The organism is Pseudomonas sp. GW821-FHT03C07 (genome assembly GCF_059420925.1).
Genome location: NZ_JBWKUQ010000009.1, coordinates 240,903 through 267,087 on the forward strand (window position 1 = coordinate 240,903; position 26,185 = coordinate 267,087).

At 61.3% G+C, this 26,185-nt stretch carries 23 protein-coding genes; 22 read left to right on the forward strand and 1 reads right to left on the reverse strand.

The window, feature by feature from the left end; translation table 11 throughout:
- The first annotated feature begins 19 nt into the window (after positions 1-19).
- The 16 genes from rseP (at position 20) to ispD (ending at position 19,983) form a co-directional block, all read left to right on the forward strand.
- Positions 20-1,372, forward strand: a complete 1,353-nt coding sequence (gene rseP / locus AC07VG_RS19160; RefSeq protein ID WP_495021689.1) for a sigma E protease regulator RseP — start codon at positions 20-22, stop codon at positions 1,370-1,372.
- Between the two features lie 75 nt (positions 1,373-1,447).
- The gene (bamA, locus tag AC07VG_RS19165; RefSeq protein WP_494999404.1) at positions 1,448-3,835 is read left to right on the forward strand and encodes an outer membrane protein assembly factor BamA; all 2,388 of its coding nucleotides are present in this window, start codon (positions 1,448-1,450) and stop codon (positions 3,833-3,835) included.
- 45 nt (positions 3,836-3,880) lie between these two features.
- Positions 3,881-4,384, forward strand: coding sequence for an OmpH/Skp family outer membrane protein (locus AC07VG_RS19170; protein ID WP_248794627.1), 504 nt, complete (start codon positions 3,881-3,883; stop codon positions 4,382-4,384).
- Between the two features lie 3 nt (positions 4,385-4,387).
- On the forward strand, positions 4,388-5,443 hold the full coding sequence (lpxD, locus tag AC07VG_RS19175; protein ID WP_495021690.1) for a UDP-3-O-(3-hydroxymyristoyl)glucosamine N-acyltransferase: 1,056 nt from the start codon (positions 4,388-4,390) through the stop codon (positions 5,441-5,443).
- A 114-nt stretch (positions 5,444-5,557) separates the two neighbouring features.
- Entirely contained in the window at positions 5,558-5,998 is a 441-nt protein-coding gene (gene fabZ, locus AC07VG_RS19180) for a 3-hydroxyacyl-ACP dehydratase FabZ (RefSeq protein ID WP_040064770.1), read from the forward strand.
- Positions 5,995-6,771, forward strand: coding sequence for an acyl-ACP--UDP-N-acetylglucosamine O-acyltransferase (gene lpxA, locus AC07VG_RS19185; protein ID WP_494999406.1), 777 nt, complete (start codon positions 5,995-5,997; stop codon positions 6,769-6,771). Before fabZ ends, lpxA begins: the two co-directional genes overlap by 4 nt.
- A gap of 2 nt (positions 6,772-6,773) precedes the next feature.
- Positions 6,774-7,904 carry a lipid-A-disaccharide synthase gene (gene lpxB, locus AC07VG_RS19190; protein WP_494999407.1) on the forward strand — a complete coding sequence of 377 codons (1,131 nt, stop codon included), beginning with the start codon at positions 6,774-6,776 and terminating at the stop codon, positions 7,902-7,904.
- An 11-nt stretch (positions 7,905-7,915) separates the two neighbouring features.
- Positions 7,916-8,542, forward strand: a complete 627-nt coding sequence (gene rnhB, locus AC07VG_RS19195) for a ribonuclease HII (RefSeq protein WP_495021702.1) — start codon at positions 7,916-7,918, stop codon at positions 8,540-8,542.
- A gap of 73 nt (positions 8,543-8,615) precedes the next feature.
- Entirely contained in the window at positions 8,616-12,137 is a 3,522-nt protein-coding gene (gene dnaE, locus AC07VG_RS19200; RefSeq protein WP_495021691.1) for a DNA polymerase III subunit alpha, read from the forward strand.
- A 149-nt stretch (positions 12,138-12,286) separates the two neighbouring features.
- Positions 12,287-13,234, forward strand: a complete 948-nt coding sequence (locus tag AC07VG_RS19205; protein WP_494999409.1) for an acetyl-CoA carboxylase carboxyltransferase subunit alpha — start codon at positions 12,287-12,289, stop codon at positions 13,232-13,234.
- Between the two features lie 42 nt (positions 13,235-13,276).
- The gene (tilS, locus tag AC07VG_RS19210; protein ID WP_494999410.1) at positions 13,277-14,605 is read left to right on the forward strand and encodes a tRNA lysidine(34) synthetase TilS; all 1,329 of its coding nucleotides are present in this window, start codon (positions 13,277-13,279) and stop codon (positions 14,603-14,605) included.
- A 274-nt stretch (positions 14,606-14,879) separates the two neighbouring features.
- Complete coding sequence (gene pyrG, locus AC07VG_RS19215; protein WP_494999411.1) at positions 14,880-16,511, forward strand: CTP synthase; 1,632 nt, start codon at positions 14,880-14,882, stop codon at positions 16,509-16,511.
- Positions 16,512-16,529: 18 nt separating this feature from the next.
- Positions 16,530-17,375 carry a 3-deoxy-8-phosphooctulonate synthase gene (gene kdsA, locus AC07VG_RS19220; protein WP_100938597.1) on the forward strand — a complete coding sequence of 282 codons (846 nt, stop codon included), beginning with the start codon at positions 16,530-16,532 and terminating at the stop codon, positions 17,373-17,375.
- 161 nt (positions 17,376-17,536) lie between these two features.
- Positions 17,537-18,826 (forward strand): phosphopyruvate hydratase, encoded by a 1,290-nt coding sequence (gene eno, locus AC07VG_RS19225; protein ID WP_494999412.1) that lies wholly within the window; start codon positions 17,537-17,539, stop codon positions 18,824-18,826.
- Positions 18,827-18,997: 171 nt separating this feature from the next.
- Positions 18,998-19,276, forward strand: coding sequence for a cell division protein FtsB (gene ftsB, locus AC07VG_RS19230; RefSeq protein ID WP_017906255.1), 279 nt, complete (start codon positions 18,998-19,000; stop codon positions 19,274-19,276).
- On the forward strand, positions 19,273-19,983 hold the full coding sequence (gene ispD, locus AC07VG_RS19235; protein WP_495021692.1) for a 2-C-methyl-D-erythritol 4-phosphate cytidylyltransferase: 711 nt from the start codon (positions 19,273-19,275) through the stop codon (positions 19,981-19,983). Before ftsB ends, ispD begins: the two co-directional genes overlap by 4 nt.
- A 139-nt stretch (positions 19,984-20,122) precedes the next feature.
- Here the strand turns inward: ispD and AC07VG_RS19240 are convergent, their stop codons facing one another.
- Positions 20,123-21,019, reverse strand: coding sequence for a LysR substrate-binding domain-containing protein (locus AC07VG_RS19240; RefSeq protein ID WP_495021693.1), 897 nt, complete (start codon positions 21,017-21,019; stop codon positions 20,123-20,125).
- A gap of 107 nt (positions 21,020-21,126) precedes the next feature.
- Between AC07VG_RS19240 and AC07VG_RS19245 the strand changes: the two genes are divergently transcribed.
- The 6 genes from AC07VG_RS19245 to AC07VG_RS19270 all read left to right on the forward strand — a co-directional run bounded on the left by AC07VG_RS19245 (position 21,127) and on the right by AC07VG_RS19270 (position 26,113).
- A complete protein-coding gene (locus AC07VG_RS19245; protein ID WP_248807047.1) occupies positions 21,127-22,239 on the forward strand; it encodes an S-(hydroxymethyl)glutathione dehydrogenase/class III alcohol dehydrogenase in 1,113 nt (370 codons plus the stop codon).
- 8 nt (positions 22,240-22,247) lie between these two features.
- Positions 22,248-23,093, forward strand: a complete 846-nt coding sequence (gene fghA, locus AC07VG_RS19250) for an S-formylglutathione hydrolase (RefSeq protein ID WP_494999415.1) — start codon at positions 22,248-22,250, stop codon at positions 23,091-23,093.
- 77 nt (positions 23,094-23,170) lie between these two features.
- The gene (gene ispF, locus AC07VG_RS19255) at positions 23,171-23,644 is read left to right on the forward strand and encodes a 2-C-methyl-D-erythritol 2,4-cyclodiphosphate synthase (RefSeq protein WP_494999416.1); all 474 of its coding nucleotides are present in this window, start codon (positions 23,171-23,173) and stop codon (positions 23,642-23,644) included.
- Positions 23,641-24,699, forward strand: coding sequence for a tRNA pseudouridine(13) synthase TruD (gene truD / locus AC07VG_RS19260; RefSeq protein ID WP_494999417.1), 1,059 nt, complete (start codon positions 23,641-23,643; stop codon positions 24,697-24,699). The genes ispF and truD overlap by 4 nt, the downstream gene beginning before the upstream one ends.
- Positions 24,687-25,436 (forward strand): 5'/3'-nucleotidase SurE, encoded by a 750-nt coding sequence (gene surE, locus AC07VG_RS19265; RefSeq protein ID WP_494999418.1) that lies wholly within the window; start codon positions 24,687-24,689, stop codon positions 25,434-25,436. The genes truD and surE overlap by 13 nt, the downstream gene beginning before the upstream one ends.
- Before the next feature lie 41 nt (positions 25,437-25,477).
- A complete protein-coding gene (locus AC07VG_RS19270) occupies positions 25,478-26,113 on the forward strand; it encodes a protein-L-isoaspartate(D-aspartate) O-methyltransferase (protein ID WP_248794953.1) in 636 nt (211 codons plus the stop codon).
- Positions 26,114-26,185 lie beyond the last annotated feature (72 nt).

Genomic DNA, 26,185 nt, shown 5'->3' on the forward strand with positions numbered 1-26,185 from the left:
GGGATTGCGGAGAAAGTACATGAGCGCGCTCTATATGATAGTCGGCACCCTGGTGGCCCTGGGTGTGCTGGTGACCTTCCACGAATTCGGCCACTTCTGGGTGGCCCGTCGTTGCGGCGTCAAGGTCCTGCGTTTTTCCGTGGGCTTCGGCATGCCGCTGCTGCGTTGGCAGGATCGCCAGGGCACCGAGTTCGTGGTCGCCGCCATTCCGTTGGGCGGCTACGTGAAAATGCTCGACGAGCGCGAGGCTGAAGTTCCGCCGCATCTGCTCGACCAGGCTTTCAATCGCAAGTCGGTGCGCCAGCGTATCGCGATCGTGTCGGCCGGCCCGATTGCCAACTTTCTCCTGGCCATCGTGTTTTTCTGGGGCCTGGCGATGCTCGGCAGCCAACAGGTGCGTCCGGTCATTGGCACTGTGGAGAGCGGCAGCCTGGCCGAGAAGGCCGGACTGAGCAGCGGCCAGGAAATTGTTGCCGTCGACGGCGAGCCGACCACCGGTTGGGGTGCGGTCAATCTTCAGTTGGTGCGGCGCCTGGGAGAGAGCGGCACCTTGCAACTGCGGGTCCGTGAGTCCGGTTCGACCAGCGACTCGCCACGCGAACTGGCGCTGGACCATTGGTTGAAGGGCGCCGATGAGCCCGATCCGATCAAGGCCCTGGGGATTCGCCCATGGCGCCCGGCGTTGGCGCCGGTGCTGGCCGAACTCGATCCGAAAGGCCCGGCCCAGGCTGCCGGTCTCAAGACTGGCGACCGCCTGCTGGCGGTGAATGACCAGCCCCTGAGCGACTGGCAGCAGGTGGTGGATTGGGTCCGTGTACGTCCTGATACCAAAATTGTGCTGCACGTCGAGCGTGATGGTGCTCAAATCGACGTCCCGCTGACCCTGGCCAGCCGTGGCGAAGGCAAGGCGGCGAGCGGTTATCTGGGGGCGGGGGTCAAGGCCGTGGACTGGCCGCCGGAGATGGTTCGCGAGGTGAGTTACGGTCCGCTGGCGGCGATTGGCGAGGGTGCCCGGCGCACTTGGACCATGAGTGTTCTGACCCTGGACTCGCTGAAGAAAATGTTGTTCGGTGAGCTCTCGGTAAAAAACTTGAGTGGACCGATAACCATTGCTAAAGTGGCGGGCGCTTCGGCCCAGTCGGGCGTCGCTGATTTCCTGAATTTCCTGGCTTATCTGAGTATCAGCCTCGGGGTTCTGAATTTGTTGCCCATCCCGGTACTGGATGGGGGGCATTTGCTGTTTTATCTGATCGAGTGGGCGCGTGGTCGTCCCTTGTCGGATCGGGTGCAAGGTTGGGGGATTCAGATCGGTATCAGTTTGGTGGTCGGGGTGATGTTGCTTGCCTTGGTCAACGATCTGAGTCGACTGTAACGCTTCGCGAAAATTGCGAATCTGCCGCATTGTGCGGCAGTTTGTTTATTGCCAGTTGGAATAAGAAAGGACTTCATGAAACGTCTGCTGCTAACTGCGGTTCTCACCGTATTGATGATCGCCGAAGTTCACGCCGAGTCCTTCACTATCTCCGATATTCGTGTCAATGGCCTCCAGCGGGTATCCGCTGGTAGCGTCTTTGGCGCGTTACCGTTGAATGTCGGGGAGCAAGCGGATGACCGTCGCCTGGTGGAATCCACTCGCGCGCTGTTCAAAACCGGTTTCTTCCAGGATATCCAACTGGGGCGCGAAGGTAACGTCCTGGTCATCACGGTCGTTGAACGGCCCTCGGTGGCCAGTATCGATATCGAAGGCAACAAGGCGATCTCGACTGACGATCTGATGAAGGGTCTGAAACAGTCCGGCCTGGCCGAGGGTGAAATTTTCCAGCGCGCGACCCTTGAAGGCGTGCGTAACGAACTTCAACGTCAGTATGTGGCCCAGGGCCGTTACTCGGCCGAGGTCGAGACCGAAGTCGTTCCCCAACCGCGTAACCGCGTTGGCTTGAAGATCAAGATCAATGAAGGCACCGTCGCCGCGATCCAGCACATCAACGTGGTGGGTAACTCGGTATTCAAGGACGAAGACCTGATCGACCTGTTCGAACTCAAGACCACCAACTGGTTGTCGTTCTTCAAGAACGATGACAAGTACGCCCGTGAAAAGCTCTCCGGTGACCTGGAGCGCCTGCGTTCCTACTACCTGGACCGTGGCTATATCAACATGGATATCGCCTCGACCCAGGTCTCCATCACCCCGGACAAGAAAAGCGTCTATATCACGGTCAACGTCACCGAAGGCCAGAAGTACAAGGTCCGTGACGTGAAGCTCAGTGGTGACCTGAAGGTGCCTGAAGACCAGGTCAAATCCCTGCTGCTGGTGGAGAAGGGTCAGGTGTTCTCGCGCAAGCTGATGACCACCACCTCGGAACTGATCACCCGCCGCCTGGGTAACGACGGCTACACCTTCGCCAACGTCAACGGCGTCCCGACGCCGCACGATGACGATCACACCGTCGATATCACCTTCGTGGTCGACCCGGGCAAACGGGCCTACGTCAACCGCATCAACTTCCGTGGCAACACCAAGTCCGCGGACGAAGTGCTGCGTCGTGAAATGCGTCAGATGGAAGGCGGTTGGGCTTCCACCTACCTGATCGACCAGTCCAAGACCCGTCTTGAACGTTTGGGCTTCTTTAAAGAAGTCAACGTCGAAACCCCGGCGGTTCCGGGTGTCGACGACCAGGTTGACGTGAACTACGCCGTGGAAGAGCAGGCCTCGGGTTCGATTACCGCCAGCGTCGGTTTTGCCCAGAGTGCCGGTCTGATCCTGGGCGGCTCGATCACCCAGAACAACTTCCTCGGTACCGGTAACAAGGTCAGCATCGGCCTGACCCGCAGCCAGTACCAGAGCCGCTATAACTTCGGTTATGTCGACCCCTACTGGACGCCGGACGGTGTCAGCCTGGGCTACAACGTGTTCTATCGCACCACTGACTACGCTCAGCTCGATGTCAGCGTCGCCAGCTATGCCGTGGACAGCCTGGGTGCCGGTGTCAGCGTCGGCTACCCGATCAACGAAACCTCGCGCCTGACCTTCGGCCTGACGGCCCAGCAGGACAAGATCCAGACCGGCCTGTACACCGTCGACGAAATCTTCAACTTCGTTAACAATCAGGGCGATGAGTTCCTGAACTACAAGGCTTCGGCCGGCTGGTCGGAATCGACCCTGAACAAAGGTGTCCTGGCGACCCGTGGTCATTCCCAGAGCCTGACCCTGGAAAGTACCATCCCAGGCAGTGACCTGTTGTTCTTCAAACTCGACTACCGCGGCCAGGTATTCCAGCCGTTGAGCGACACCTACACCATGCGTTTCCATACCGAACTGGGTTATGGCGACGGCTACGGTTCGACCAACGGTCTGCCGTTCTATGAGAACTACTACGCCGGTGGTTTCAACTCGGTACGTGGCTTCAAGGACAGCACCCTGGGTCCGCGCGGCACGCCAAGTCGTGGCGTCGATGTGACCGGCAACGTCGGTACGGTTGCCGATACCAGCACGAGTGCCTTGCCGTTCGGTGGTAACGTGTTGATTCAAGGTGGTGCGGAGCTGTTGTTCCCGCTGCCATTCGTGAAAGACCAGCGTTCGCTGCGTACCTCGCTGTTCTGGGACGTGGGTAACGTGTTCGACTCCAAGTGCGAACAGGTCAGGAACACCAATGGCACGCTGTCGCAGACGCAGTGCAACGACATCAGTTTCAGCAATATGGCCAGTTCCGTGGGTGTTGGCGTGACCTGGGTGACCGCTCTGGGGCCATTGAGTTTCGCCCTGGCAATGCCGATCAAAGAACCGAATAACGCTGAAACCCAGGTTTTCCAATTCTCCCTCGGTCAGACCTTCTAACGGCCTGACCCTAGATAACGACAATGGATTTTGTAGGAGTTTATCGTGCGTAAGTTGACTCAACTGGTTCTGCTGGCCACTGTTCTGGTAGCGACCCCGGCCTTTGCCGAAATGAAAATCGCGGTCCTGAACTATCAGATGGCCCTGCTGGAATCCGACGCAGCCAAGAAATACGCGGTCGATGCCGAGAAGAAGTTCGGTCCGCAACTGACCAAGCTCAAGGCTCTGGAAAGCAGCGCCAAGGGGATCCAGGATCGTCTGGTGGCGGGCGGCGACAAGATGCAGCAAGGCGAGCGCGAGCGTCTTGAGCTGGAATTCAAGCAAAAGGCCCGTGACTTCCAGTTCCAGTCCAAGGAGCTGAACGAGCAAAAAGCCGTTGCTGACCGTGAAATGCTCAAGCAGCTCAAGCCCAAGCTTGATAGCGCCGTGGAAGAAGTCATCAAGAAAGGTGCCTTTGACCTGGTGTTCGAGCGTGGCGCCGTGATCGATGTCAAACCGCAGTACGACATCACCCGCCAGGTGATCGAGCGCATGAACCAGCTGAAGTAATCCATGACAGCGACCATCAAGCTCGGCCAATTGGCCGAGATCCTCGGTGCCACCTTGCGTGGCAACGAGGAGAAACAAATCACTGGGCTAGCCACCTTGCAGGAGGCTGGCCCAGCTCAGTTGAGCTTTCTGGCAAATCCCCAGTACCGCAAATATCTTGCTGACAGCCAGGCCGGTGCCGTGTTGCTCAAGGCCGCCGATGCCGAAGGTTATGCTGGCGATGCGCTGGTGGTGGCTGATCCTTACCTGGCCTATGCGCGTATTTCGCACCTGTTCGATCCCAAGCCCAAGGCGCCTGCCGGGATTCACCCGAGCGCGCTGGTAGCCGCCGATGCGCAGGTCGATCCGAGCGCCAGTATCGGTGCCTTTGCGGTGATCGAGAGCGGTGCGCGGATTGCTGCCGGGGTTAGCGTCGGGGCCCAGTGTTTTGTCGGTGCCCGCTGTGAAATCGGCGAAGGCGGCTGGCTGGCGCCACGGGTCACGCTTTACCACGACGTGCGCATTGGCAAGCGCGTGGTGATCCAGTCCGGTGCCGTGCTCGGTGGCGAAGGCTTCGGCTTTGCCAACGAAAAGGGTGTTTGGCAGAAGATTGCCCAGATTGGCGGCGTGACCATCGGTGACGACGTGGAGATCGGCGTCAATACCGCTATCGACCGTGGGGCCCTGGCCGACACGATCATCGGCAATGGCGTCAAGCTCGACAACCAGATTCAGATCGCCCACAACGTTCAGGTCGGCGATCACACGGCCATGGCTGCCTGCTGCGGGATTTCCGGCAGCACCAAGATCGGCAAGCATTGCATGCTCGCCGGTGGTGTCGGCCTGGTGGGGCATATCGAGATTTGCGACAACGTCTTCCTCACCGGGATGACCATGGTGACCCACTCGATTACCGAGCCGGGTGCCTATTCTTCCGGCACGGCGATGCAGCCGGCCGCCGAGTGGCGCAAGAGCGCGGCGCGTATTCGCCAGCTCGACGACATCGCCCGGCGCTTGCGGCAGCTGGAAAAGCGGGTAGGCGACGTGACCCCGGACGGTAATGCTTCATCAGATGGCTGATACCATTTTCCATATCAAGTAGCTGCCCGAGTCTGTACGAAAGCTGCCTTCTTGATTTGCTAGAGGAGCCGCGCGTGGCGCGCTCCCACTCTTTACTACAGGCTTCCCCACGAAATGATGGACATCAAAGAGATTCGCGAATACCTGCCTCACCGTTACCCGTTCCTGCTGGTGGACCGGGTGGTGGAACTGGATGTCGAGGCCCAGCGCATTCGTGCCTACAAGAATGTCAGCATCAACGAGCCTTTCTTCAATGGCCATTTCCCGGCGCATCCGATCATGCCGGGCGTGCTGATCATTGAAGCCATGGCTCAGGCTGCCGGCATCCTCGGTTTCAAGATGCTCGACGTGAAGCCTTCCGATGGCACCCTGTACTACTTCGTCGGCTCCGACAAGCTGCGCTTCCGCCAGCCTGTGCTGCCGGGTGACCAGTTGATCCTCGAAGCCAAGTTCATCAGCTGCAAGCGCAAGATCTGGAAGTTCGAATGCCAGGCCTCGGTTGACGGCAAGCCGGTCTGCTCGGCCGAGATCATCTGTGCGGAACAGAAAGTATGAGTTTGATTGACCCTCGTGCAATCATCGATCCGACGGCCATATTGGCCGAGGGCGTTGAGGTCGGCCCCTGGTCGATCGTCGGCGCAGGTGTGGAAATCGGCGAGGGGACAGTGATCGGGCCGCATGTGATTCTCAAGGGCCCGACCCGGATCGGCAGACACAACCGCATCTACCAGTTTTCCTCGGTAGGCGAAGACACGCCCGATCTCAAGTACAAAGGCGAAGAGACACGCCTGGTCATGGGTGACCACAACGTTATCCGCGAAGGGGTGACCATCCACCGTGGCACGGTGCAGGATCGCGCGGAAACCACCCTGGGCGACCATAACCTGATCATGGCCTACGCGCATATCGGTCACGACAGCGTGATCGGCAACCACTGCATCCTGGTCAACAACACGGCGTTGGCCGGGCATGTGCACATGGGTGATTGGGCGATCCTCTCGGGCTTCACCCTGGTCCATCAGTTCTGCCATATCGGCGCCCATAGCTTTTCCGGTATGGGCACCGCCATCGGCAAGGATGTTCCAGCCTACGTCACGGTATTCGGCAACCCCGCCGAAGCCCGTAGCATGAACTTCGAAGGTATGCGCCGTCGCGGCTTCAGCGAGGATGTGATCCACGCCCTGCGCCGGGCCTACAAGGTGGTGTACCGCCAGGGGCTGACGGTGGAGCAAGCTATTGCCGAATTGGTCGAACCCGCCGCGCAGTACCCGGAAGTAGCGGTGTTCCTCCAGTCGATCCAGTCCTCGACCCGCGGCATTACCCGCTGATCATGGCGACTTTGCGGATTGCGCTGGTCGCTGGGGAAGCCTCCGGTGATATTCTCGGCTCTGGTCTGATGCGGGCACTCAAGGCCCAGCATCCCGAAGTCGAGTTCATTGGGGTTGGTGGCCCGTTGATGCAGGCCGAAGGCCTGGTCTCCTATTTCCCCATGGAACGGCTGTCGGTAATGGGCCTGGTGGAAGTGCTGGGTCGTCTGCCAGAGCTGCTCAAGCGCCGCAAGCTGCTGATCCAGACGCTGATTGCCGAACGGCCCGATGTGTTCATTGGCATCGATGCGCCGGATTTCACCCTGAATATCGAACTGAAGCTGCGCCGTGCCGGGATCAAGACCGTGCATTACGTCAGTCCGTCGGTCTGGGCCTGGCGGCAGAAGCGGGTGCTGAAGATCCGCGAAGGTTGCGACCTGATGCTGACGCTGTTCCCGTTCGAAGCGCGTTTCTATGAAGAGAAGGGCGTGCCGGTGCGGTTTGTCGGGCATTCCCTGGCCGACGCCATCCCCTTGCAGGCCGATCGTGCTGCCGCCCGGGCTGAACTCGGTTTGCCGAGCGGTCCCGTGGTGGCGCTGATGCCAGGCAGTCGCGGTGGCGAAGTCGGGCGCCTGGGGGGCTTGTTCCTCGATACTGCGCAACGCCTGCGTGAGATGCACCCCGGCATTCGTTTTGTCATGCCCTGCGCCAGTCCGCAGCGGCGTAGCCAGATCGAGGCCTTGCTGGTGGGGCGCGATTTGCCGCTGACCCTGCTCGACGGCCAGTCCCACAAGGCCCTGGCCGCCTGCGACGCGGTGTTGATCGCCTCGGGTACGGCGACGCTGGAGGCCTTGCTGTACAAGCGGCCGATGGTGGTTGCCTACCGCCTGGCGCCGCTGACCTTCTGGATTCTCAAGCGGCTGGTGAAAAGCCCTTATATCTCGCTGCCGAACCTGCTGGCCCAGCGTCTGCTGGTACCCGAGTTGCTGCAGGACGACGCAACCCCCGAAACCCTGGCGCGGACCTTGTCACCGCTGCTCGAAGGTGGCGAAGAGCAGACCCGGGGCTTCGACGAAATCCATCGCACCTTGCGCCTGGATGCCTCGAACCAGGCCGCCGACGCGGTGTTGAAGCTGATCGGCAAAACCCTATGAGTAACCTGAAAATGCAGATGGGCTTGGACTTCACCCTGGTGGCGGATGCCGAAGACCTGGTCGCCGGTGTCGATGAAGTCGGTCGTGGCCCGCTCTGCGGCGCGGTGGTGACGGCGGCGGTTATCCTCGATCCCAAGCGCCCGATCCTCGGCCTGAACGACTCGAAGAAGCTCACTGAAGCCCGGCGCGAAAAGCTCTATGACGAAATTCGCGAAAAGGCCCTGAGCTGGTGTATCGCTCGCGCTGAAGTCGAGGAAATCGACGAGCTGAATATTTTGCATGCCACCATGCTGGCGATGCGGCGGGCGGTCGAAGGCCTGCACATCCAGCCCAAGCTGGCGATGATCGACGGCAACCGCTGCCCGAAGCTGTCGATGGCGGCCGAAGCCGTGGTCAAGGGCGATAGTAAGGTGCCTGCCATCGCGGCGGCGTCGATCCTGGCCAAGGTCAGCCGTGATCGTGAAATGGCGGCTGTCGAATTGATCTACCCGGGTTACGGCATTGGCGGGCATAAAGGCTATCCGACGCCGGTGCACCTGGAAGCCTTGCAGCGGCTGGGGCCGACCCCGATTCATCGGCGTTCGTTCGCACCGGTACGTTTGGCTTATGAGCGTCATGGGCGGTCCAGCGAACTTTGACGCTGCTGATGTTTTAGGCCAGGCCCGGTACAATCCGGGCCTTGTTGTTTTTACAGATATAGACAGGATCACTATGCCGGCTTCATTCGTTCATCTACGCCTGCACACTGAGTACTCCCTGGTCGATGGCCTGGTCCGGATCAAGCCGCTGGTCAAAACCCTGGTCGGCATGAACATGCCCGCCGTGGCGGTGACCGACCAGAACAACATGTGCTCCCTGGTCAAATTCTACAAGGCCGCCATGGGCACCGGGATCAAACCGATCTGCGGCGTCGACCTGTGGCTGTCGAACAAGGATCCCGATGCGCCGCTGAGCCGCATCAGCCTGCTGGCGATGAACGCGGTCGGCTACCGTAACCTCACCGAGCTGATTTCCCGTGGCTTTATCGATGGCCAGCGCAACGGCATGGTGATCATCGAGCGCGAGTGGGTGGCCGAGGCCAGCGAAGGCGTGATCATGCTCTCGGCGGCCAAGGAGGGCGAGATCGGCATGGCCCTGCTCGGCGACAACGCCGCCGAAGCCGAAGCCCTGGCCCGCGACTGGATGGCGGTGTTTCCGGACCGTTTCTACCTGGAAATCCAGCGCACCAACCGCCCCAACGACGAAGAGCAGTTGCACGGTGCGGTGGCCCTGGCCGACAAGCTCGGCGCGCCGCTGGTGGCGACCAACGATGTGCGCTTCATCAAGCAGGAAGATTTCGAGGCCCACGAAACCCGCGTCTGCATCGGTGAGGGCCGGGCCCTCGACGATCCGCGGCGCTCGAAGAACTACAGCGATCAGCAATACCTCAAAAGCGCCGAGGAAATGGCCGAGCTGTTCAGCGACCTGCCCGACGCCCTGGAAAACAGCGTCGAGATCGCCAAGCGCTGCAATATCGAAGTAAAGCTGGGCAAGCACTTCCTGCCCAACTTCCCGATTCCCGATGGCATGACCATCGACGAGTATTTCCGCAAGGTATCCTTTGACGGCCTTGAAGAGCGCCTGTCGGTACTGCTGCCCAAGGACACCACCGAAGACTACGAAGCCAAGCGCCAGGTCTATGTCGACCGGCTGAATTTCGAGCTGGATATCATTATCCAGATGGGCTTCCCCGGTTATTTCCTGATCGTGATGGACTTTATCCAGTGGGCCAAGAGCAACGGCGTGCCCGTCGGCCCCGGCCGGGGGTCGGGTGCCGGTTCGCTGGTGGCCTACGTGCAGAAGATCACCGACCTCGACCCGCTAGAATACGACCTGCTGTTCGAACGTTTCCTCAACCCGGAACGGGTTTCCATGCCCGACTTCGACGTCGACTTCTGTATGGACGGTCGCGACCGGGTGATCGAGTACGTGGCCGAGAAGTACGGCCGCAACGCCGTGAGCCAGATCATCACCTTCGGTTCCATGGCCGCCAAGGCGGTGGTGCGGGACGTCGCGCGGGTCCAGGGCAAGTCCTACGGCCTGGCCGATCGCCTGTCGAAGATGATCCCCTTCGAAGTCGGCATGACCCTGGAAAAAGCCTACGAGCAGGAAGAGATCCTGCGGGACTTCATCAAGGTCGATGAAGAGGCGGCGGAAATCTGGGAGATGGCGCGCAAGCTTGAGGGCGTAGTGCGTAACGTCGGTAAACACGCCGGTGGCGTGGTGATCGCGCCGACCAAGCTGACCGACTTCTCGCCGATCTATTGCGATGAAGAGGGCGACGGCCTGGTCACTCAGTTCGACAAGGACGATGTGGAGGCGGCCGGCCTGGTGAAGTTCGACTTTCTCGGCCTGCGGACCCTGACGATCATCGACTGGGCGTTGAAGACCATCAACCGTGAGCGCGCCAAGGTCGACGAGGCGCCGCTGGATATCGCCTTTATCCCGCTGGATGACAAGCCGACCTACAGCCTGCTGCAGAAAGCCGAGACCACGGCGGTGTTCCAGCTGGAATCGCGCGGCATGAAGGAGCTGATCAAGAAGCTCAAGCCCGACTGCCTGGAAGACTTGATCGCACTGGTGGCCCTGTTCCGTCCGGGTCCGCTGCAGTCCGGCATGGTGGACGACTTCATCAACCGCAAGCACGGCCGCGCCGAGCTGGCGTACCCGCACTCCGACTACCAGTACGAAGGCCTCAAGCCGGTGCTGGCGCCGACCTACGGCATCATCCTGTATCAGGAACAGGTGATGCAGATCGCCCAGGTCATGGCCGGCTACACCCTGGGTGGCGCGGACATGCTGCGTCGTGCCATGGGTAAGAAAAAGCCCGAGGAAATGGCCAAGCAGCGCGGCGGTTTCATCGAAGGTTGCGCGAACAACAATATCGATCCGGATCTGGCCGGTAACATCTTCGACCTGGTGGAGAAATTCGCCGGTTATGGCTTCAACAAATCCCACTCCGCCGCCTACGGCCTGGTCTCCTACCAGACCGCCTGGCTGAAGGCCCACTATCCGGCGCCGTTCATGGCCGCGGTGCTGTCCGCGGATATGCACAACACCGACAAGGTCGTGACCTTGATCGAGGAAGTGCGCACCATGAAGCTGCGCCTCGACGCACCGGACGTGAACGCCTCGGAGTTCAAGTTCACGGTGAACGACGAGGGCCGGATCATCTATGGTCTCGGCGCGATCAAGGGCGTCGGCGAAGGCCCGGTGGAAGCGATCACCGAAGCGCGCCAGGACGGTCCGTTCAAGGACCTGTTCGATTTCTGCGCCCGGGTCGACCTCAAGCGCATCAACAAGCGCACCCTCGACGGCCTGATCCGCAGCGGCGCGCTGGATCGCCTCGGTCCCTATTTTCACGACGAAACCAAGGCCTACCAGGCCAATATCGACCGTAACCGCGCGGTATTGCTGGCGGCGATGGAAGAGGCGATCAAGGCTGCCGAGCAGACCGCGCGTACCCATGACAGCGGTCACGCCGATCTGTTTGGCGGGTTGTTCGTCGAAGCGGACGCCGATGTCTACGCCAATCACCGCAAGGCCAAGGAGCTGACCCTCAAGGAACGGCTGAAGGGCGAGAAGGACACCCTCGGCCTGTACCTCACCGGTCACCCGATCGACGAATACGAAGGCGAGATCCGCCGCTTCGCCCGACAGCGCATCATCGACCTGAAGCCGGCCCGAGATACCCAGACAGTGGCCGGGATGATCATCAACCTGCGGGTGATGAAAAACAAAAAAGGCGACAAGATGGGCTTTATCACCCTCGACGACCGTTCGGCGCGGATCGAGGCCTCGTTGTTCGCCGATGCCTTCATGTCGGCCCAGTCGCTGTTGCAGACCGACGCCATGGTGGTGGTCGAGGGCGAGGTCAGTAACGACGACTTCTCCGGCGGCCTGCGTCTGCGGGTCAAGCGGGTGATGAGCATGGAAGATGCCCGCACCAACCTGGCCGAGAGCCTGCGCCTGAAGCTGCAAAGCGACGCGCTCAAGGGCGATCAACTGCGCTGGCTGGGGGCGTTGCTCGGCAAGCACCGGGGGGCTTGCCCGATCACCCTGGAGTACACCGGCAGCGACGCCAAGGCCTTGCTGCAGTTCGGCGAGAGCTGGCGGATCGACCCGGCGGACAGTCTGATTCAGGCATTGCGTGACCAGTTCGGGCGAGACAACGTCTTCCTCCAATACCGTTAGGACGGTGGCGCACTCGGTGCGCGCCGACCTTGACCCTATTTTTAATCTCGACCTGAGCGCGCCATATCCCGTAAGGTAGGGCGCGATACAGATCAATCGGCCGGCCAGGCTGTGTAAAAACTACTGTGCTCGACCCAAGACGGATGCTTATGAACCCGAATTTTCTTGATTTCGAACAGCCGATCGCTGACCTGCAAGCCAAGATCGAAGAGCTGCGCTTGGTCGGTAACGACAATTCGCTGAACATCGGCGATGAGATTTCCCGCCTGCAGGACAAGAGCAACACGCTGACCGAAGATATTTTTGGCAAGCTGACCAGCTGGCAGATCGCGCGTCTGGCGCGTCACCCGCGTCGTCCTTATACCCTGGACTACATCGGGCATATCTTCACCGAGTTCGATGAACTGCACGGCGATCGGCATTTCTCCGACGACGCGGCGATTGTCGGCGGTATTGCCCGTCTGGACGACCAGCCGGTGATGGTTATCGGTCACCAGAAGGGCCGCGAAGTGCGCGAGAAGGTTCGCCGCAACTTCGGCATGCCGCGTCCGGAAGGCTACCGCAAGGCTTGCCGCCTGATGGAAATGGCCGAACGCTTCAAGATGCCGATCCTGACCTTCATCGATACGCCGGGCGCCTACCCGGGTATCGATGCCGAAGAGCGCAACCAGAGCGAAGCGATTGCCTGGAACCTGCGGGTGATGGCGCGGCTGAAAACGCCGATCATCGCCACCGTGATTGGCGAGGGCGGTTCCGGCGGTGCGCTGGCCATTGGCGTGTGCGACCAGTTGAACATGCTGCAGTACTCGACCTACGCGGTGATTTCCCCGGAAGGTTGTGCCTCGATCCTCTGGAAAACCGCCGAGAAGGCCCCGGATGCCGCCGAAGCCATGGGCATCACCGCCGAGCGCCTCAAGGGCCTGGGGATTGTCGACAAGGTGATTTCCGAGCCCCTGGGCGGTGCGCACCGCGACCCGGCCACGGCGGCAGCATCGATTCGTGCCGAACTCAGCGCGCAGTTGGCTATGCTGAAGAAGTTCGACAACGATGCGCTGCTGGCTCGTCGTTACGAGCGTCTGATGAGCTACGGTCTCTGATAGCGCGCGTTATCGTTCGTGAGCCAGCGCGGGGGGCAACCCATGCGTCAGCCTGATATCGATCTGCCTTGCAGGCTGCTCGAAGCCCTTTCGCCCTGGCGCAATGCCCAGACCTGGCGGATCGGCTTCTCCGGCGGCCTGGACTCCACTGTGCTGCTGCACCTGCTCGCCACCCAGGCGAGAACCCGGCCCCTGCCCAGGATTGCCGCCTTGCATGTCCATCACGGACTGCAGGCGGTGGCCGACGGCTGGCCGGCCCATTGCCAGGCGGTCTGCGATGAGCTGGGGGTGCCGTTGCAGGTGATTCGGGTCAGCGTCCAGCTGGGCGCCAGCCTTGAGCGCGCCGCCCGCGACGCGCGCTACCTGGCCTTTGCCGGCGTCACCCAGTTGCATGATGTGCTGCTGACCGCCCAGCATCGCGAAGACCAGGCCGAAACCCTGCTCTTTCGCCTGCTGCGTGGGGCCGGAGTGCGCGGCCTGGCCGCCATGCCGGCGCAGCGCGAGGTCGGTGGCGGCTATCTGGTGCGGCCGCTGCTGGACGTTTCCCGGGCTGAACTCGAACGTTATGCCCGCGCGCACGACCTGCGCTGGATCGAGGACCCGTCCAACAGTGACCAGCAATTCTCGCGCAACTTCCTGCGCCAGCGGGTTTTCCCCGGGCTGACCGGGCGCTGGCCGCAAGCGGTGAGCAGCATGGTGCGTAGCGCCGCGCACCTGCGCGAAGCCCAGGAACTGCTCGACGAACTGGCCGAAGTCGACCTCGACGATGCCTTGGCGCATTCCCGGCACGTCTGGCTGGGCATGCCCTCGCTGGCCCTCGACGCCTTGATCGACCTGTCCCCGGCGCGTCAGCGCAACGCCCTGCGGCATTGGCTGGCACCGCTGACCCGGCTGCCGGACAGCGACCATTGGGCCGGTTGGGACGATCTGCGTGATGCCGCCCATGATGCCCGGCCGAAATGGCGCCTGGCGGAGGGCGAATTGCACCGGGCCGACGAGCATCTGTGGTGGTTGAGCGGTTCCTGGTTACGCCAGCCGCTGGCGGATATCGCCTGGAAATCTCCGAATCGCCCACTGGAACTGCCGGACAACGGCGAACTGCTGGTGGTCGGCGAGGCGCCGCCCGGTCCCTTGCAGGTTCGTTATCGCCAGGGCGGCGAGGTGCTGCACCTGCCGGACCGCGGACACCGCGATCTGAAGCGCCTGCTTAACGAAAGTGGCGTGCCCTGGTTTATCCGCGGCCGATTGCCGCTGCTCTATCGGGGCGACGAATTGCTGGCCGTGGCGAACCTGCCGGGCTTGGACGGTGGGGCTTTGGGCGACTGGCATTTGCATTGGCAACCACCTTCGAGCGATCAAGGTTTGAGCTGAAAGGCGCTTTCCGGTAGACTACGCTCCCTTCTTGATACAACTTCTGTGGATTGCCAGCAATTGCAGGAGTTGCCGATTACCAGGCTGTCTTTGCCGGGCGATTCCAAAAAATGTGTAGCGCGCACCGTACCGCGGGTTTGTCCCCGTGGCCCGTCTCAACGCAGCAGTTTTTCGAAAGGTGCACTGTGATGATCGCAGGTAATTGGGGGCTTCGGCCTTCCTTCGCTTTCCCCGGCGGCTCGGACCGCTTTAACGCAGACTTCTAGGGTTTTTCATGACGCGCTACATATTCGTCACGGGCGGTGTTGTTTCTTCATTGGGGAAAGGCATTGCCTCGGCTTCATTGGCGGCCATCCTGGAGGCGCGGGGGCTGAAAGTCACCATGCTCAAACTGGACCCGTACATCAACGTCGATCCGGGCACCATGAGCCCGTTCCAGCACGGTGAAGTCTTCGTCACCCACGACGGTGCCGAGACCGACCTGGACCTGGGTCACTACGAGCGGTTCATCCGCACGACCATGACCCAGAACAACAACTTCACCACCGGCCGTGTCTACGAGCACGTGCTGCGCAAGGAACGGCGTGGTGATTACCTGGGCGCGACCATCCAGGTGATCCCGCACATCACCGACGAGATCAAGCGCCGCATCATCAAGGGCGCCGGCGATGCCGACGTGGCCCTGGTGGAAATCGGCGGGACGGTCGGCGACATCGAGTCGCAACCGTTCCTCGAAGCCATCCGTCAGTTGCGTTTCGAGGTCGGTGCCAAGCGCGCGATGCTGATGCACCTGACCCTGGTGCCGTACATCGCCACGGCCGGCGAAACCAAGACCAAGCCGACCCAGCATTCGGTCAAGGAACTGCGTTCCATCGGCCTGCAGCCGGACGTGCTGGTCTGCCGCTCGGACCATCCGATCGATATTTCGTCGCGGCGCAAGATCGCCCAGTTCACCAACGTTGAAGAACGTGCGGTGATCGCGCTGGAAGACGCCGACACCATCTACAAGATCCCGGGCATCCTGCACTCCCAGGGCCTGGATGATTTCGTCGTCGAGCGTTTCGGCCTGCAATGCGGCGGTGCCGATCTGTCCGAGTGGGAAGCGGTGGTTGACGCCAAGCTGAACCCGGAACACGAAGTCACCATCGCCATGGTCGGCAAGTACATGGAGCTGCTGGACGCCTACAAGTCGCTGATCGAAGCGATGAGTCACGCCGGTATCACCAACCGAACCAAGGTCAACCTGCGTTACATCGACTCCGAAGACATCGAGAACCAGGGCACCGCGCTGCTGGAAGGCGTCGACGCCATTCTGGTTCCCGGCGGCTTCGGTCTGCGTGGGGTGGAAGGCAAGATCACCGCCGTGCAGTACGCCCGGGAAAACAAGGTGCCGTATCTGGGGATCTGCCTGGGCATGCAAGTGGCGGTCATTGAGTTCGCCCGTAACGTGATGGGTTGGAAAGATGCCAACTCCACCGAGTTCGATCGCACCAGCGGTCATCCGGTGGTGGGGCTGATCACCGAGTGGGAAGACGCCACCGGCGCGGTCGAGACCCGTACCGAAAGCTCCGACCTGGGCGGCACCATGCGCCTCGGCGCCCAGGACTGCCTGCTCGAAGCCGGTTCCCTGGTACACGACTGCTATGCCAAGGACGTGATCGTCGAACGTCACCGTCACCGCTACGAAGTGAACAACAATCTGCTGCCGCAGATCATTGAGGCCGGCCTGAAGATTTCCGGTCGTTCCGGTGACGGTGCACTGGTGGAAGTGATCGAGGCCCCGGATCATCCATGGTTCGTTGCTTGCCAGTTCCACCCTGAGTTCACCTCGACCCCGCGTGACGGCCATCCGCTGTTCAGCGGTTTCGTCAAGGCGGCCTTGGTTCAACACCAGAAGAACGCATGATCTCGGAGAGATAGAAGCATGGCCCAAAAGATCATCCGCGTAGGCGACATCGAGATTGCCAACGACAAACCGATGGTGCTGTTCGGTGGCATGAACGTACTGGAAAGCCGGGACATGGCGATGCAGGTCTGTGAGGAATACGTGAAGGTTACCGAGAAGTTGGGTATTCCTTACGTGTTCAAGGCCAGCTTCGACAAGGCTAACCGTTCTTCCGTCACCTCCTACCGTGGCCCCGGCCTGGAAGAAGGGATGCGGATTTTCCAGGACATCAAGCAGGCGTTCGGCGTGCCGATCATTACCGACGTCCACGAGCCGGCCCAGGCCGCCGTGGTCGCCGAGGTCTGCGACATCATCCAGTTGCCGGCCTTCCTGTCGCGGCAGACTGATCTGGTGGTGGCCATGGCCAAGACCGGCGCGGTGATCAACATCAAGAAGGCCCAGTTCCTCGCGCCCCAGGAAATGAAACACATCCTGAGCAAGTGCGTGGAAGCGGGCAACGACCAGTTGATCCTCTGCGAGCGCGGTTCGAGCTTCGGTTACAACAACCTGGTGGTGGACATGCTCGGCTTCGGCATCATGAAGCAGTTCGAATACCCGGTGTTCTTCGACGTGACCCACGCCCTGCAGATGCCGGGCGGTCGCTCGGATTCCGCCGGTGGTCGTCGGGCCCAGGTCACCGACCTGGCCAAGGCCGGCATGAGCCAGGGTCTGGCCGGGCTGTTCCTGGAAGCGCATCCGGATCCGGACAACGCCAAATGCGACGGCCCTTGTGCCCTGCGCCTGGACAAGCTGGAACCGTTCCTGGCCCAACTCAAGGCCTTGGACACGCTGGTGAAGAGTTTTCCGACGGTAGAAACCGCGTAATCCTCGTTTCTTCGGTAAACTGCCACACAAATTTTCGCTCTGGCCTGCCGGCCGTATAGCTTTTGTAGGCGCCGGCTTGCCAGCGATGGTGTCCGTAAGATCGCTATCGCCAGCAAGCTGGTTCCTACAGGGTTTTCGTCAACTTTGGAGTGTTTACAACAATGGCAAAAATCGTCGACATCAAAGGTCGTGAAGTTCTCGACTCCCGTGGCAACCCCACCGTGGAAGCGGACGTGCTTCTGGACAACGGCATCATCGGCAGCGCCTGCGCGCCGTCCGGTGCTTCCACCGGTTCGCGTGAAGCGCTGGAACTGCGTGATGGCGACAAGAGCCGTTACCTGGGCAAGGGCGTGCTGAAGGCTGTCGGCAATATCAACGGCCCGATCCGTGAGCTGTTGCTGGGCAAGGATCCTGCCGACCAGAAGGGTCTGGACCACGCGATGATCGCGCTGGACGCTACCGAGAACAAGGCAACCCTGGGCGCCAACGCCATCCTCGCCGTGTCCCTGGCCGCCGCCAAGGCCGCTGCCCAGGACCAGGACCTGCCGCTGTACGCGCACATCGCCAACCTCAACGGCACGCCGGGTGTCTACTCCATGCCGGTACCGATGATGAACATCATCAACGGTGGCGAGCATGCCGACAACAACGTCGACATCCAGGAATTCATGGTTCAGCCGGTGGGCGCCAAGACCTTCTCCGAAGGCCTGCGCATGGGCACCGAGATTTTCCATCACCTCAAAGCCGTGCTGAAGGCCCGTGGCCTGAGCACTGCCGTGGGTGACGAAGGTGGTTTCGCACCGAACCTGGCGTCCAACGAAGATGCTTTGAAAGTGATCTCCGAAGCCGTGGCCAATGCCGGTTACAAGCTGGGCACCGACGTGACCCTGGCCCTGGACTGCGCCGCCAGCGAATTCTACGAAGACGGCAAGTACAACCTGTCCGGCGAAGGCCAGGTGTTCAACGCCGAAGGTTTCGCCGACTACCTCAAAGGCCTGACCGAGCGTTACCCGATCATCTCCATTGAAGATGGCCTGGACGAGTCCGACTGGGATGGCTGGAAAATCCTCACTGACAAGATCGGCGAGAAGACCCAATTGGTAGGCGACGACCTGTTTGTTACCAACACCAAGATCCTGAAAGAAGGCATCGATAAAAAGATCGCCAACTCGATCCTGATCAAGTTCAACCAGATCGGCACCCTGACCGAAACCCTGGAAGCCATCCAGATGGCCAAGGCCGCCGGCTACACCGCGGTGATCTCGCACCGCTCCGGTGAAACCGAAGATTCGACCATTGCCGACCTGGCCGTGGGCACCGCCGCGGGCCAGATCAAGACCGGTTCGCTGTGCCGTTCCGACCGCGTTTCCAAGTACAACCAACTGCTGCGTATCGAAGAGCAACTGGGCGCCAAGGCCAAGTACAACGGTCGCTCCGAGTTTCGCGGTTAAGCCGTAGATGGTAAAAAGACACCGGATTGTGTCGAAAAAGTCGCTATCGCGAGTTTTTTAGCACTAATCTGATGCTTTGAGAGCACAAGCCTGGGTCTTCCAGGCTTCGTGCTATCAGTCGGTTCGAAATGGTTGGCATGGCTGTCTTTTCCACTGGATAACTGAAATTCGATGCGCAGTCCCAATTGGTTGTTCCTCGTTCTGCTCTTGCTGCTGGCTGGCCTGCAGTACCGCCTTTGGGTGGGCAATGGGAGCCTGGCGCAGGTAGCCGACCTGACACAGCAAATTGCCGAACAGCACGCCGAAAACGAGCGTCTGCTGGAGCGCAATCGTGTGCTTGACGCGGAAGTTCTTGAACTGAAGAAAGGCATGGAGACCGTTGAAGAACGCGCTCGCCATGAGCTGGGCATGGTCAAGGACGGTGAAACCCTTTATCAGCTGGCGCAATGACTGAATTCTCTCTACCGGCCTTCTGGGCCGTGATTCCTGCCGCGGGCGTCGGTGCCCGTATGGCCGCGGACCGTCCCAAGCAGTATCTGTCACTGGGCGGGCGCACTATTCTTGAACACAGCCTCGGCTGTTTCCTCGATCATCCGGGCTTGAAGGGCCTGGTGATTGCCCTTGCTCCGCACGATCCCTACTGGCCTGGCCTGGCCTGTGCCGCGGATTCGCGTATCCAGCGGGTCGAGGGTGGCAGCGAGCGGGCCGACTCGGTACTCAACGCCTTGCTGCACCTGCATACCCTGGGGGCGGCGGAGGACGATTGGGTGCTGGTACACGATGCGGCGCGGCCCAACCTGTCGCGTCATGACCTCGACACTCTGCTCGCTGAGTTGGCGAATGACCCGGTGGGCGGCCTGCTGGCCGTGCCGGCCCGGGACACGCTCAAGCGTGTCGACCAGCACGGGCGGGTGCTGGAAACCATCGACCGGAGCTTGATCTGGCAGGCCTATACGCCGCAGATGTTCCGCCTCGGCGCCTTGCACCGGGCCCTGGCCGACAGCCTGGTGGCGGATGCGACCATCACCGATGAAGCCTCGGCGATGGAGTGGGCAGGCCAGGCGCCGCGGCTGATCGAAGGGCGCTCGGACAATATCAAGGTCACCCGGCCTGAAGACCTGGAATGGCTGCGGCTGCGTTGGGCCAACCGTCGCTGAAGTTTGGGGCCCGACGCTATTTCTCGATGGAACGCGGACTCGTGTAGGAGCTGGCTTGCCGGCGATGGCGTCCGCAAGAACGATGCACGGCTTGCTGGCCTCATCGCCGGCAAGCCGGCTCCCACAGTAGTTACGGAGTTTAAACGCTGTACTCGGGCCGTTTGGCCAACCCTTCCTTGAGATGATCCACCAGCTTGCGCACCTTCGGCGACAGGTGCCGCTGTTGCGGATACAGCGCCCACACCGCCGTATTCGGTGGCTGATGGGCTTCGAGCAAGGAGATCAGCGTGCCGTTGTGCAAATGCTCCAGCACGTAATAGTCCGGCAACTGACACAACCCAACTCCCTGCAACGCCGCATCCAACACCGCCTGGCCACTGTTGCAGCGCCAATTGCCCTGCACCCGTTGGGAAAACTCCCGCCTGTCCTGCTCCAGTTGCCAGATATCCGAGCTGCCGATCAAACAGTTATGCCGGCTCAATTCCGACAGGCTATGAGGGCGACCGTAACGTTCCAGGTAGGACGGTGACGCACACAGATACATCCGCCGCGGCGCCAGCCGGGTCGCCACCAGTCGCGAATCCTGCAAGCGCCCCAGCCGGATCGCCAGGTCCAGCCCTTCATGCACCAGATCCAACGTGCGATTGCTCAACTCGATATCCACCCGCAACTGCGGATGCAGCCCCATAAAGCTGGTCACCAGCGGCACGATAAAACGTTCGCCATAAGCCACGGCGCAGGTCATGCGCAACATGCCCTTGGGCTCGCTGGTCAGGTCGCCCACCGCGCGCAAGGCTTCTTCGCGTCCGTCCTGCAGACGCTGGCAGTGTTGCAGGAAAGTCTGCCCGGCCTCGGTCAGGGTCACCCGCCGGGTGCTGCGATAAAGCAGGCGGGTTTGCAGTCGTTCCTCCAACCGGGCGATCTGCCGGCTGATATGCGAGGACGACACCCCCAGGCGCTCCGCCGCCGCCGTGAACTGGCTGCATTCGGCCACCGCGACGAACTCGTCGATGCCTTCCCAGCGGTTGTCATTCATTGGATTGTCCCTGCACAGCAATAATGTTTTGCTTTTGGCTGGATTATTAATCAACCAAGGCTGATTTACACTCGGGTTTTCGTTATTCACTTTTCAGGAGTTGCTGGATGATCAAGTCACGTGCTGCCGTTGCCTTCGAGGCCAAGAAACCCCTCGAGATCGTCGAAGTCGATGTCGCCATGCCCAAGGCCGGCGAAGTGCTGTTGCGTGTCGTGGCCTCCGGCGTTTGCCATACCGACGCCTACACCCTGTCCGGCGCGGACCCCGAAGGTATCTTCCCGTCGATCCTCGGCCACGAAGGCGGTGCGATTGTCGAGGCGATCGGCGAAGGCGTGACCTCGGTGGCGGTGGGCGACCACGTAATCCCGCTCTACACCCCGGAATGTGGCAAGTGCAAATTCTGCCTGTCGGGCAAGACCAACCTCTGCCAGGCCATTCGCGCCACCCAGGGCAAAGGCCTGATGCCGGACGGTACTTCGCGTTTCTCCTACAAGGGCGAGACGATTTTCCACTACATGGGCACTTCGACGTTCTCCGAGTACACCGTGCTGCCGGAAATTTCCGTGGCGAAGATCTCAAAAGACGCGCCGCTGGAGAAGGTCTGCCTGCTGGGCTGTGGCGTCACCACCGGGATCGGTGCGGTGATCAACACGGCCAAGGTCAAGCCGGGCGACACCGTGGCGATCTTCGGCCTCGGCGGCATCGGCCTGTCGGCGGTGATCGGTGCGGTCAAGGCCAAGGCGGCGCGGATCATTGCCATCGACATCAACCCGGCCAAGTTCGAAATCGCCCGACAACTGGGGGCCACCGATTGCGTCAATCCGAAGGATTTCGATCGTCCGATCCAGGAAGTGATTGTCGACATGACCGATGGCGGCGTGGATTTCTCCTTCGAGTGCATCGGCAATGTGCAATTGATGCGCGCGGCGCTGGAGTGCTGCCACAAGGGCTGGGGCGAGTCGGTGATCATCGGCGTCGCCGGGGCCGGCCAGGAAATTTCCACCCGTCCGTTCCAGTTGGTCACCGGGCGCGTCTGGCGCGGTTCTGCCTTCGGTGGCGTGCGTGGGCGCAGCGAGTTGCCGAGCTACGTGGAGATGGCGCAGAAGGGCGAGATTCCGCTGGATACCTTCATCACCCACACCATGGGCCTGGAAGATATCAACAAGGCGTTCGACCTGATGCATGAAGGCAAGAGCATTCGCACCGTCATCCATTTCTGAGGTCGCTCATGAGCCTGGAAAACCTGTCCTGCCAGAAAAGCTTCGGCGGCTGGCACAAACGCTACAAGCATCATTCCGAAGTCCTCGGCTGCGACATGGTGTTCGCCGTTTATCTGCCACCACAGGCCGAACAGGGTGGCAAGTTGCCGGTGCTGTACTGGCTGTCCGGCCTGACCTGCACGGACGAGAACTTCATGCACAAGGCCGGCGCTCAGCGCCTGGCCGCCGAGCTGGGATTGATCATCGTCGCGCCGGACACCAGTCCGCGTGGCACCGATGTGCCGGGGGATCCGGACAAGGCCTGGGACTTCGGCCTGGGTGCCGGTTTTTATCTCAATGCCACCCAGCAACCTTGGGCCGAGCATTACCGGATGCACGACTACGTGGTGCATGAGCTGCCGGCCCTGGTCGAGGCGCATTTCCCGGCTTCGGACAAGCGTGGTATCAGCGGTCATTCCATGGGCGGGCATGGCGCGCTGGTCTGCGCCTTGCGCAATCCCGGGCGTTATCAGTCGCTGTCGGCCTTCGCGCCGATCAGCAACCCGATGGATTGCCCCTGGGGACAGAAGGCCTTTTCCCGCTATCTGGGCGAGGAACGCTCGCGCTGGCGGGAATGGGATGCCTGTGTGCTGATCGCCGAGGCCACTGAAAAGCTGCCGATCCTGGTGGATCAGGGCGATCGTGACGATTTCCTGGCCAACCAGCTCAAGCCTGAGGCGCTGCAACAGGCGGCGAAACTGGCACAACATCCGCTGACATTGCGCCTGCAGCCGGGCTACGACCACAGCTATTTCTTCATCGCCAGTTTCATTGACGACCACTTGCGTCATCACAGCGCGGCTCTTGGCGGTTAAACAGCGCAGCTCTTAGCGGTTAATCTGCCGCAAAATAGGTAGAATCACGCCCTGACTTACATCGGGGCGTTTTTTTTATGCGTATTGGCCACGGCTATGATGTGCACCGTTTCGCCGAAGGCGACTTCATCACCCTGGGCGGCGTGCGTGTTGCGCACCACCACGGGTTGCTCGCCCATTCCGACGGCGACGTGCTGCTGCATGCCTTGAGCGATGCGCTGCTGGGGGCGGCTGCCCTGGGCGATATCGGCAAGCATTTCCCTGACACCGATCCGACCTATAAGGGCGCTGACAGCCGGGTGCTGCTGCGTCACGTGGTGTCGTTGATCAAGGCCAAGGGCTGGAAAGTCGGCAATGTCGATAACACCATCGTTGCCCAGGCGCCGAAAATGGCGCCGCATATCGAATCGATGCGCGCACTGATTGCCGCGGATCTTGAAGTTGAGTTGGATCAAGTGAACGTCAAAGCCACCACCACCGAAAAGCTCGGTTTCACCGGCCGTGAAGAAGGTATCGCTGTGCATAGCGTCGCCTTGTTGTTACGCGCATGACCGAACTGGAACTGTTGGGCCCACGTGCCTACGGCGATGTCCTGGGCAGCGCGGTGCTCAAGGCCACGGCTGAAGATTTCCAGGTCGACGAGGTCCTCGATATCCCGCTGAGCGGCGAGGGCGAGCACCTGTGGTTGTGGGTGGAGAAGCGCGGCCTGAATACCGAGGAGGCCGCCCGGCGCATCGCCAAGGCCGCCGGTGTGCCGTTGCGCACGGTCAGTTATGCCGGTCTCAAGGATCGCCAGGCTCTGACCCGTCAGTGGTTCAGCGTGCAACTGCCGGGCAAGGCCGATCCGGACCTGTCGGCGGCGCAGAACGACAGCCTGCTGATCCTCAAGAGCGCCCGGCACAAGCGCAAGCTGCAACGCGGTGCCCATGCCGCCAACGGCTTCACTCTGCGCCTGACCCAATTGAACGCGGACAAGGACGGTTTGCAGCAACGCCTCGAGCAGATCGCCGCGCAGGGTATTCCGAATTATTTCGGCGCCCAGCGCTTCGGCCACCTCGGCGGTAATCTGGGCGAGGCTCGTGCCTATGCGGCGCGCCAGGCTTTGCCCGAGCAGCGCAATGTCCGTTCGCGGCTGCTGTCCACGGCGCGCAGCTACCTGTTCAACCAGGTGTTGGCGGCGCGTGTCGCCGACGGCAGTTGGAATCGGGCCCAGGTCGGCGACCTGCTGGCGTTCACCGACAGCCGTAGTTTCTTCCCGGCCGGCGAGGCCGAGTGCAGCGACCCGCGCCTGGACATTCTCGATCTGCATCCCACTGGCCCGCAGTGGGGCGAAGGCCCGTCACCGGCGGCGGGGGCGACCTTCGCGCTGGAGCAAGCGGTTGCCGAGCGCGAGGCCGAACTCTGCCAATGGCTGGTCAAGGCGAGCATGGAGCACGAACGTCGCATCCTGCGGCTGCCCATTGGTCGGTTGTCGTGGCATTATCCTTCGTTGGACATTCTGCAACTGGAATTCGTCCTGCCGGCCGGTTGCTTCGCCACTGCTTTGGTGCGCGAACTCGTCGATCTGGTGCCGGTAGGACAGACGGACAGCTCATGCGTATTCTGATTTCGAACGATGATGGGGTTTTCGCACCCGGTCTCGCCGCGCTTCATGCTGCGTTGGCGGATTATGCCGAGTGCAAGGTGATTGCCCCGGACCAGGACAAAAGTGGTGCCAGCAGTTCGCTGACCCTGGACCGTCCGCTGCACCCGCATACATTGCCCAACGGCTTTATCAGCCTCAACGGCACACCTACCGACTGCGTGCACCTGGGGCTCAATGCCCTGCTATCGCATCCGCAGGACATGGTGGTGTCTGGTATCAACCTGGGGGCCAACCTGGGGGATGACGTGCTGTATTCCGGCACGGTGGCGGCGGCCCTGGAGGGGCGCTTCCTCGGGAAGCCTTCGTTCGCCTTCTCGCTGGCCTCACGCCAGGTCGACAACCTGGCCACCGCCGCGCATTTCGCCCGCCTGCTGGTGCAGGCCCATGAAGGCCTGGCACTGCCCACGCGCACGGTGCTCAACGTGAATATTCCCAACCTGCCCCTGGAGCACATTCGCGGTATCCAGCTCACGCGCCTGGGCCATCGTGCCCGGGCCGCGGCGCCGACGCGGGTGGTCGATCCGCGGGGCAAGGCCGGTTACTGGATCGCCGCCGCCGGCGATGCCGAAGACGGCGGCCCGGGTACCGACTTCCATGCCGTGATGCAAGGGTTTGTCTCGGTGACGCCGCTGCAACTGGATCGCACGTTCAATGATGCCTTCCAGTCGCTGGGTGGTTGGTTGGAGGGGCTTGCCTGATGGCCCGTGAGCAGGACGACCTGATGCGCCGCGGCATCGGCATGACCTCCCAACGAACCCGCGAACGCTTGATTCAGCGGCTCTATGAAGAGGGGGTGTCCAACGCCCAGGTGCTGGAAGTGATCCGCCGTACCCCGCGTCATCTGTTTGTCGACGAGGCGTTGGCCCATCGTGCCTATGAAGATACGGCGCTGCCGATCGGCCACAACCAGACCATTTCCCAGCCTTATATGGTCGCGCGCATGAGCGAGCTGCTGCTGGAGGCCGGGCCGCTGGACAAGGTGATGGAGATCGGGACCGGCTCCGGCTACCAGACGGCGGTACTCTCGCAGTTGGTGGAGCGGGTGTTTTCGGTGGAGCGGATCAAGGTCCTGCAGGACCGCGCCAAGGAGCGTCTGGTCGAGCTCAACCTGCGTAACGTGGTGTTCCGCTGGGGCGACGGTTGGGAAGGCTGGCCGGCACTGGCGCCGTACAACGGCATTATTGTCACTGCCGTGGCCACCGATGTACCGCAAGCGCTGCTGGACCAGTTGGCCCCGGGCGGGCGCCTGGTGATTCCGGTGGGTGCCGGTGAAGTCCAGCAGTTGATGCTGATCGTGCGCGAAGAACAGGGTTTTTCCCGTCATGTATTAGGCGCAGTACGTTTCGTTCCGCTGCTTAACGGACCCTTGGCCTGAACATTTGTTGAACGGCAATGAATTCTGTTTAAGGTCGTAGGTCTTAGAGCGGGACCAGGTACGGCAGCCATG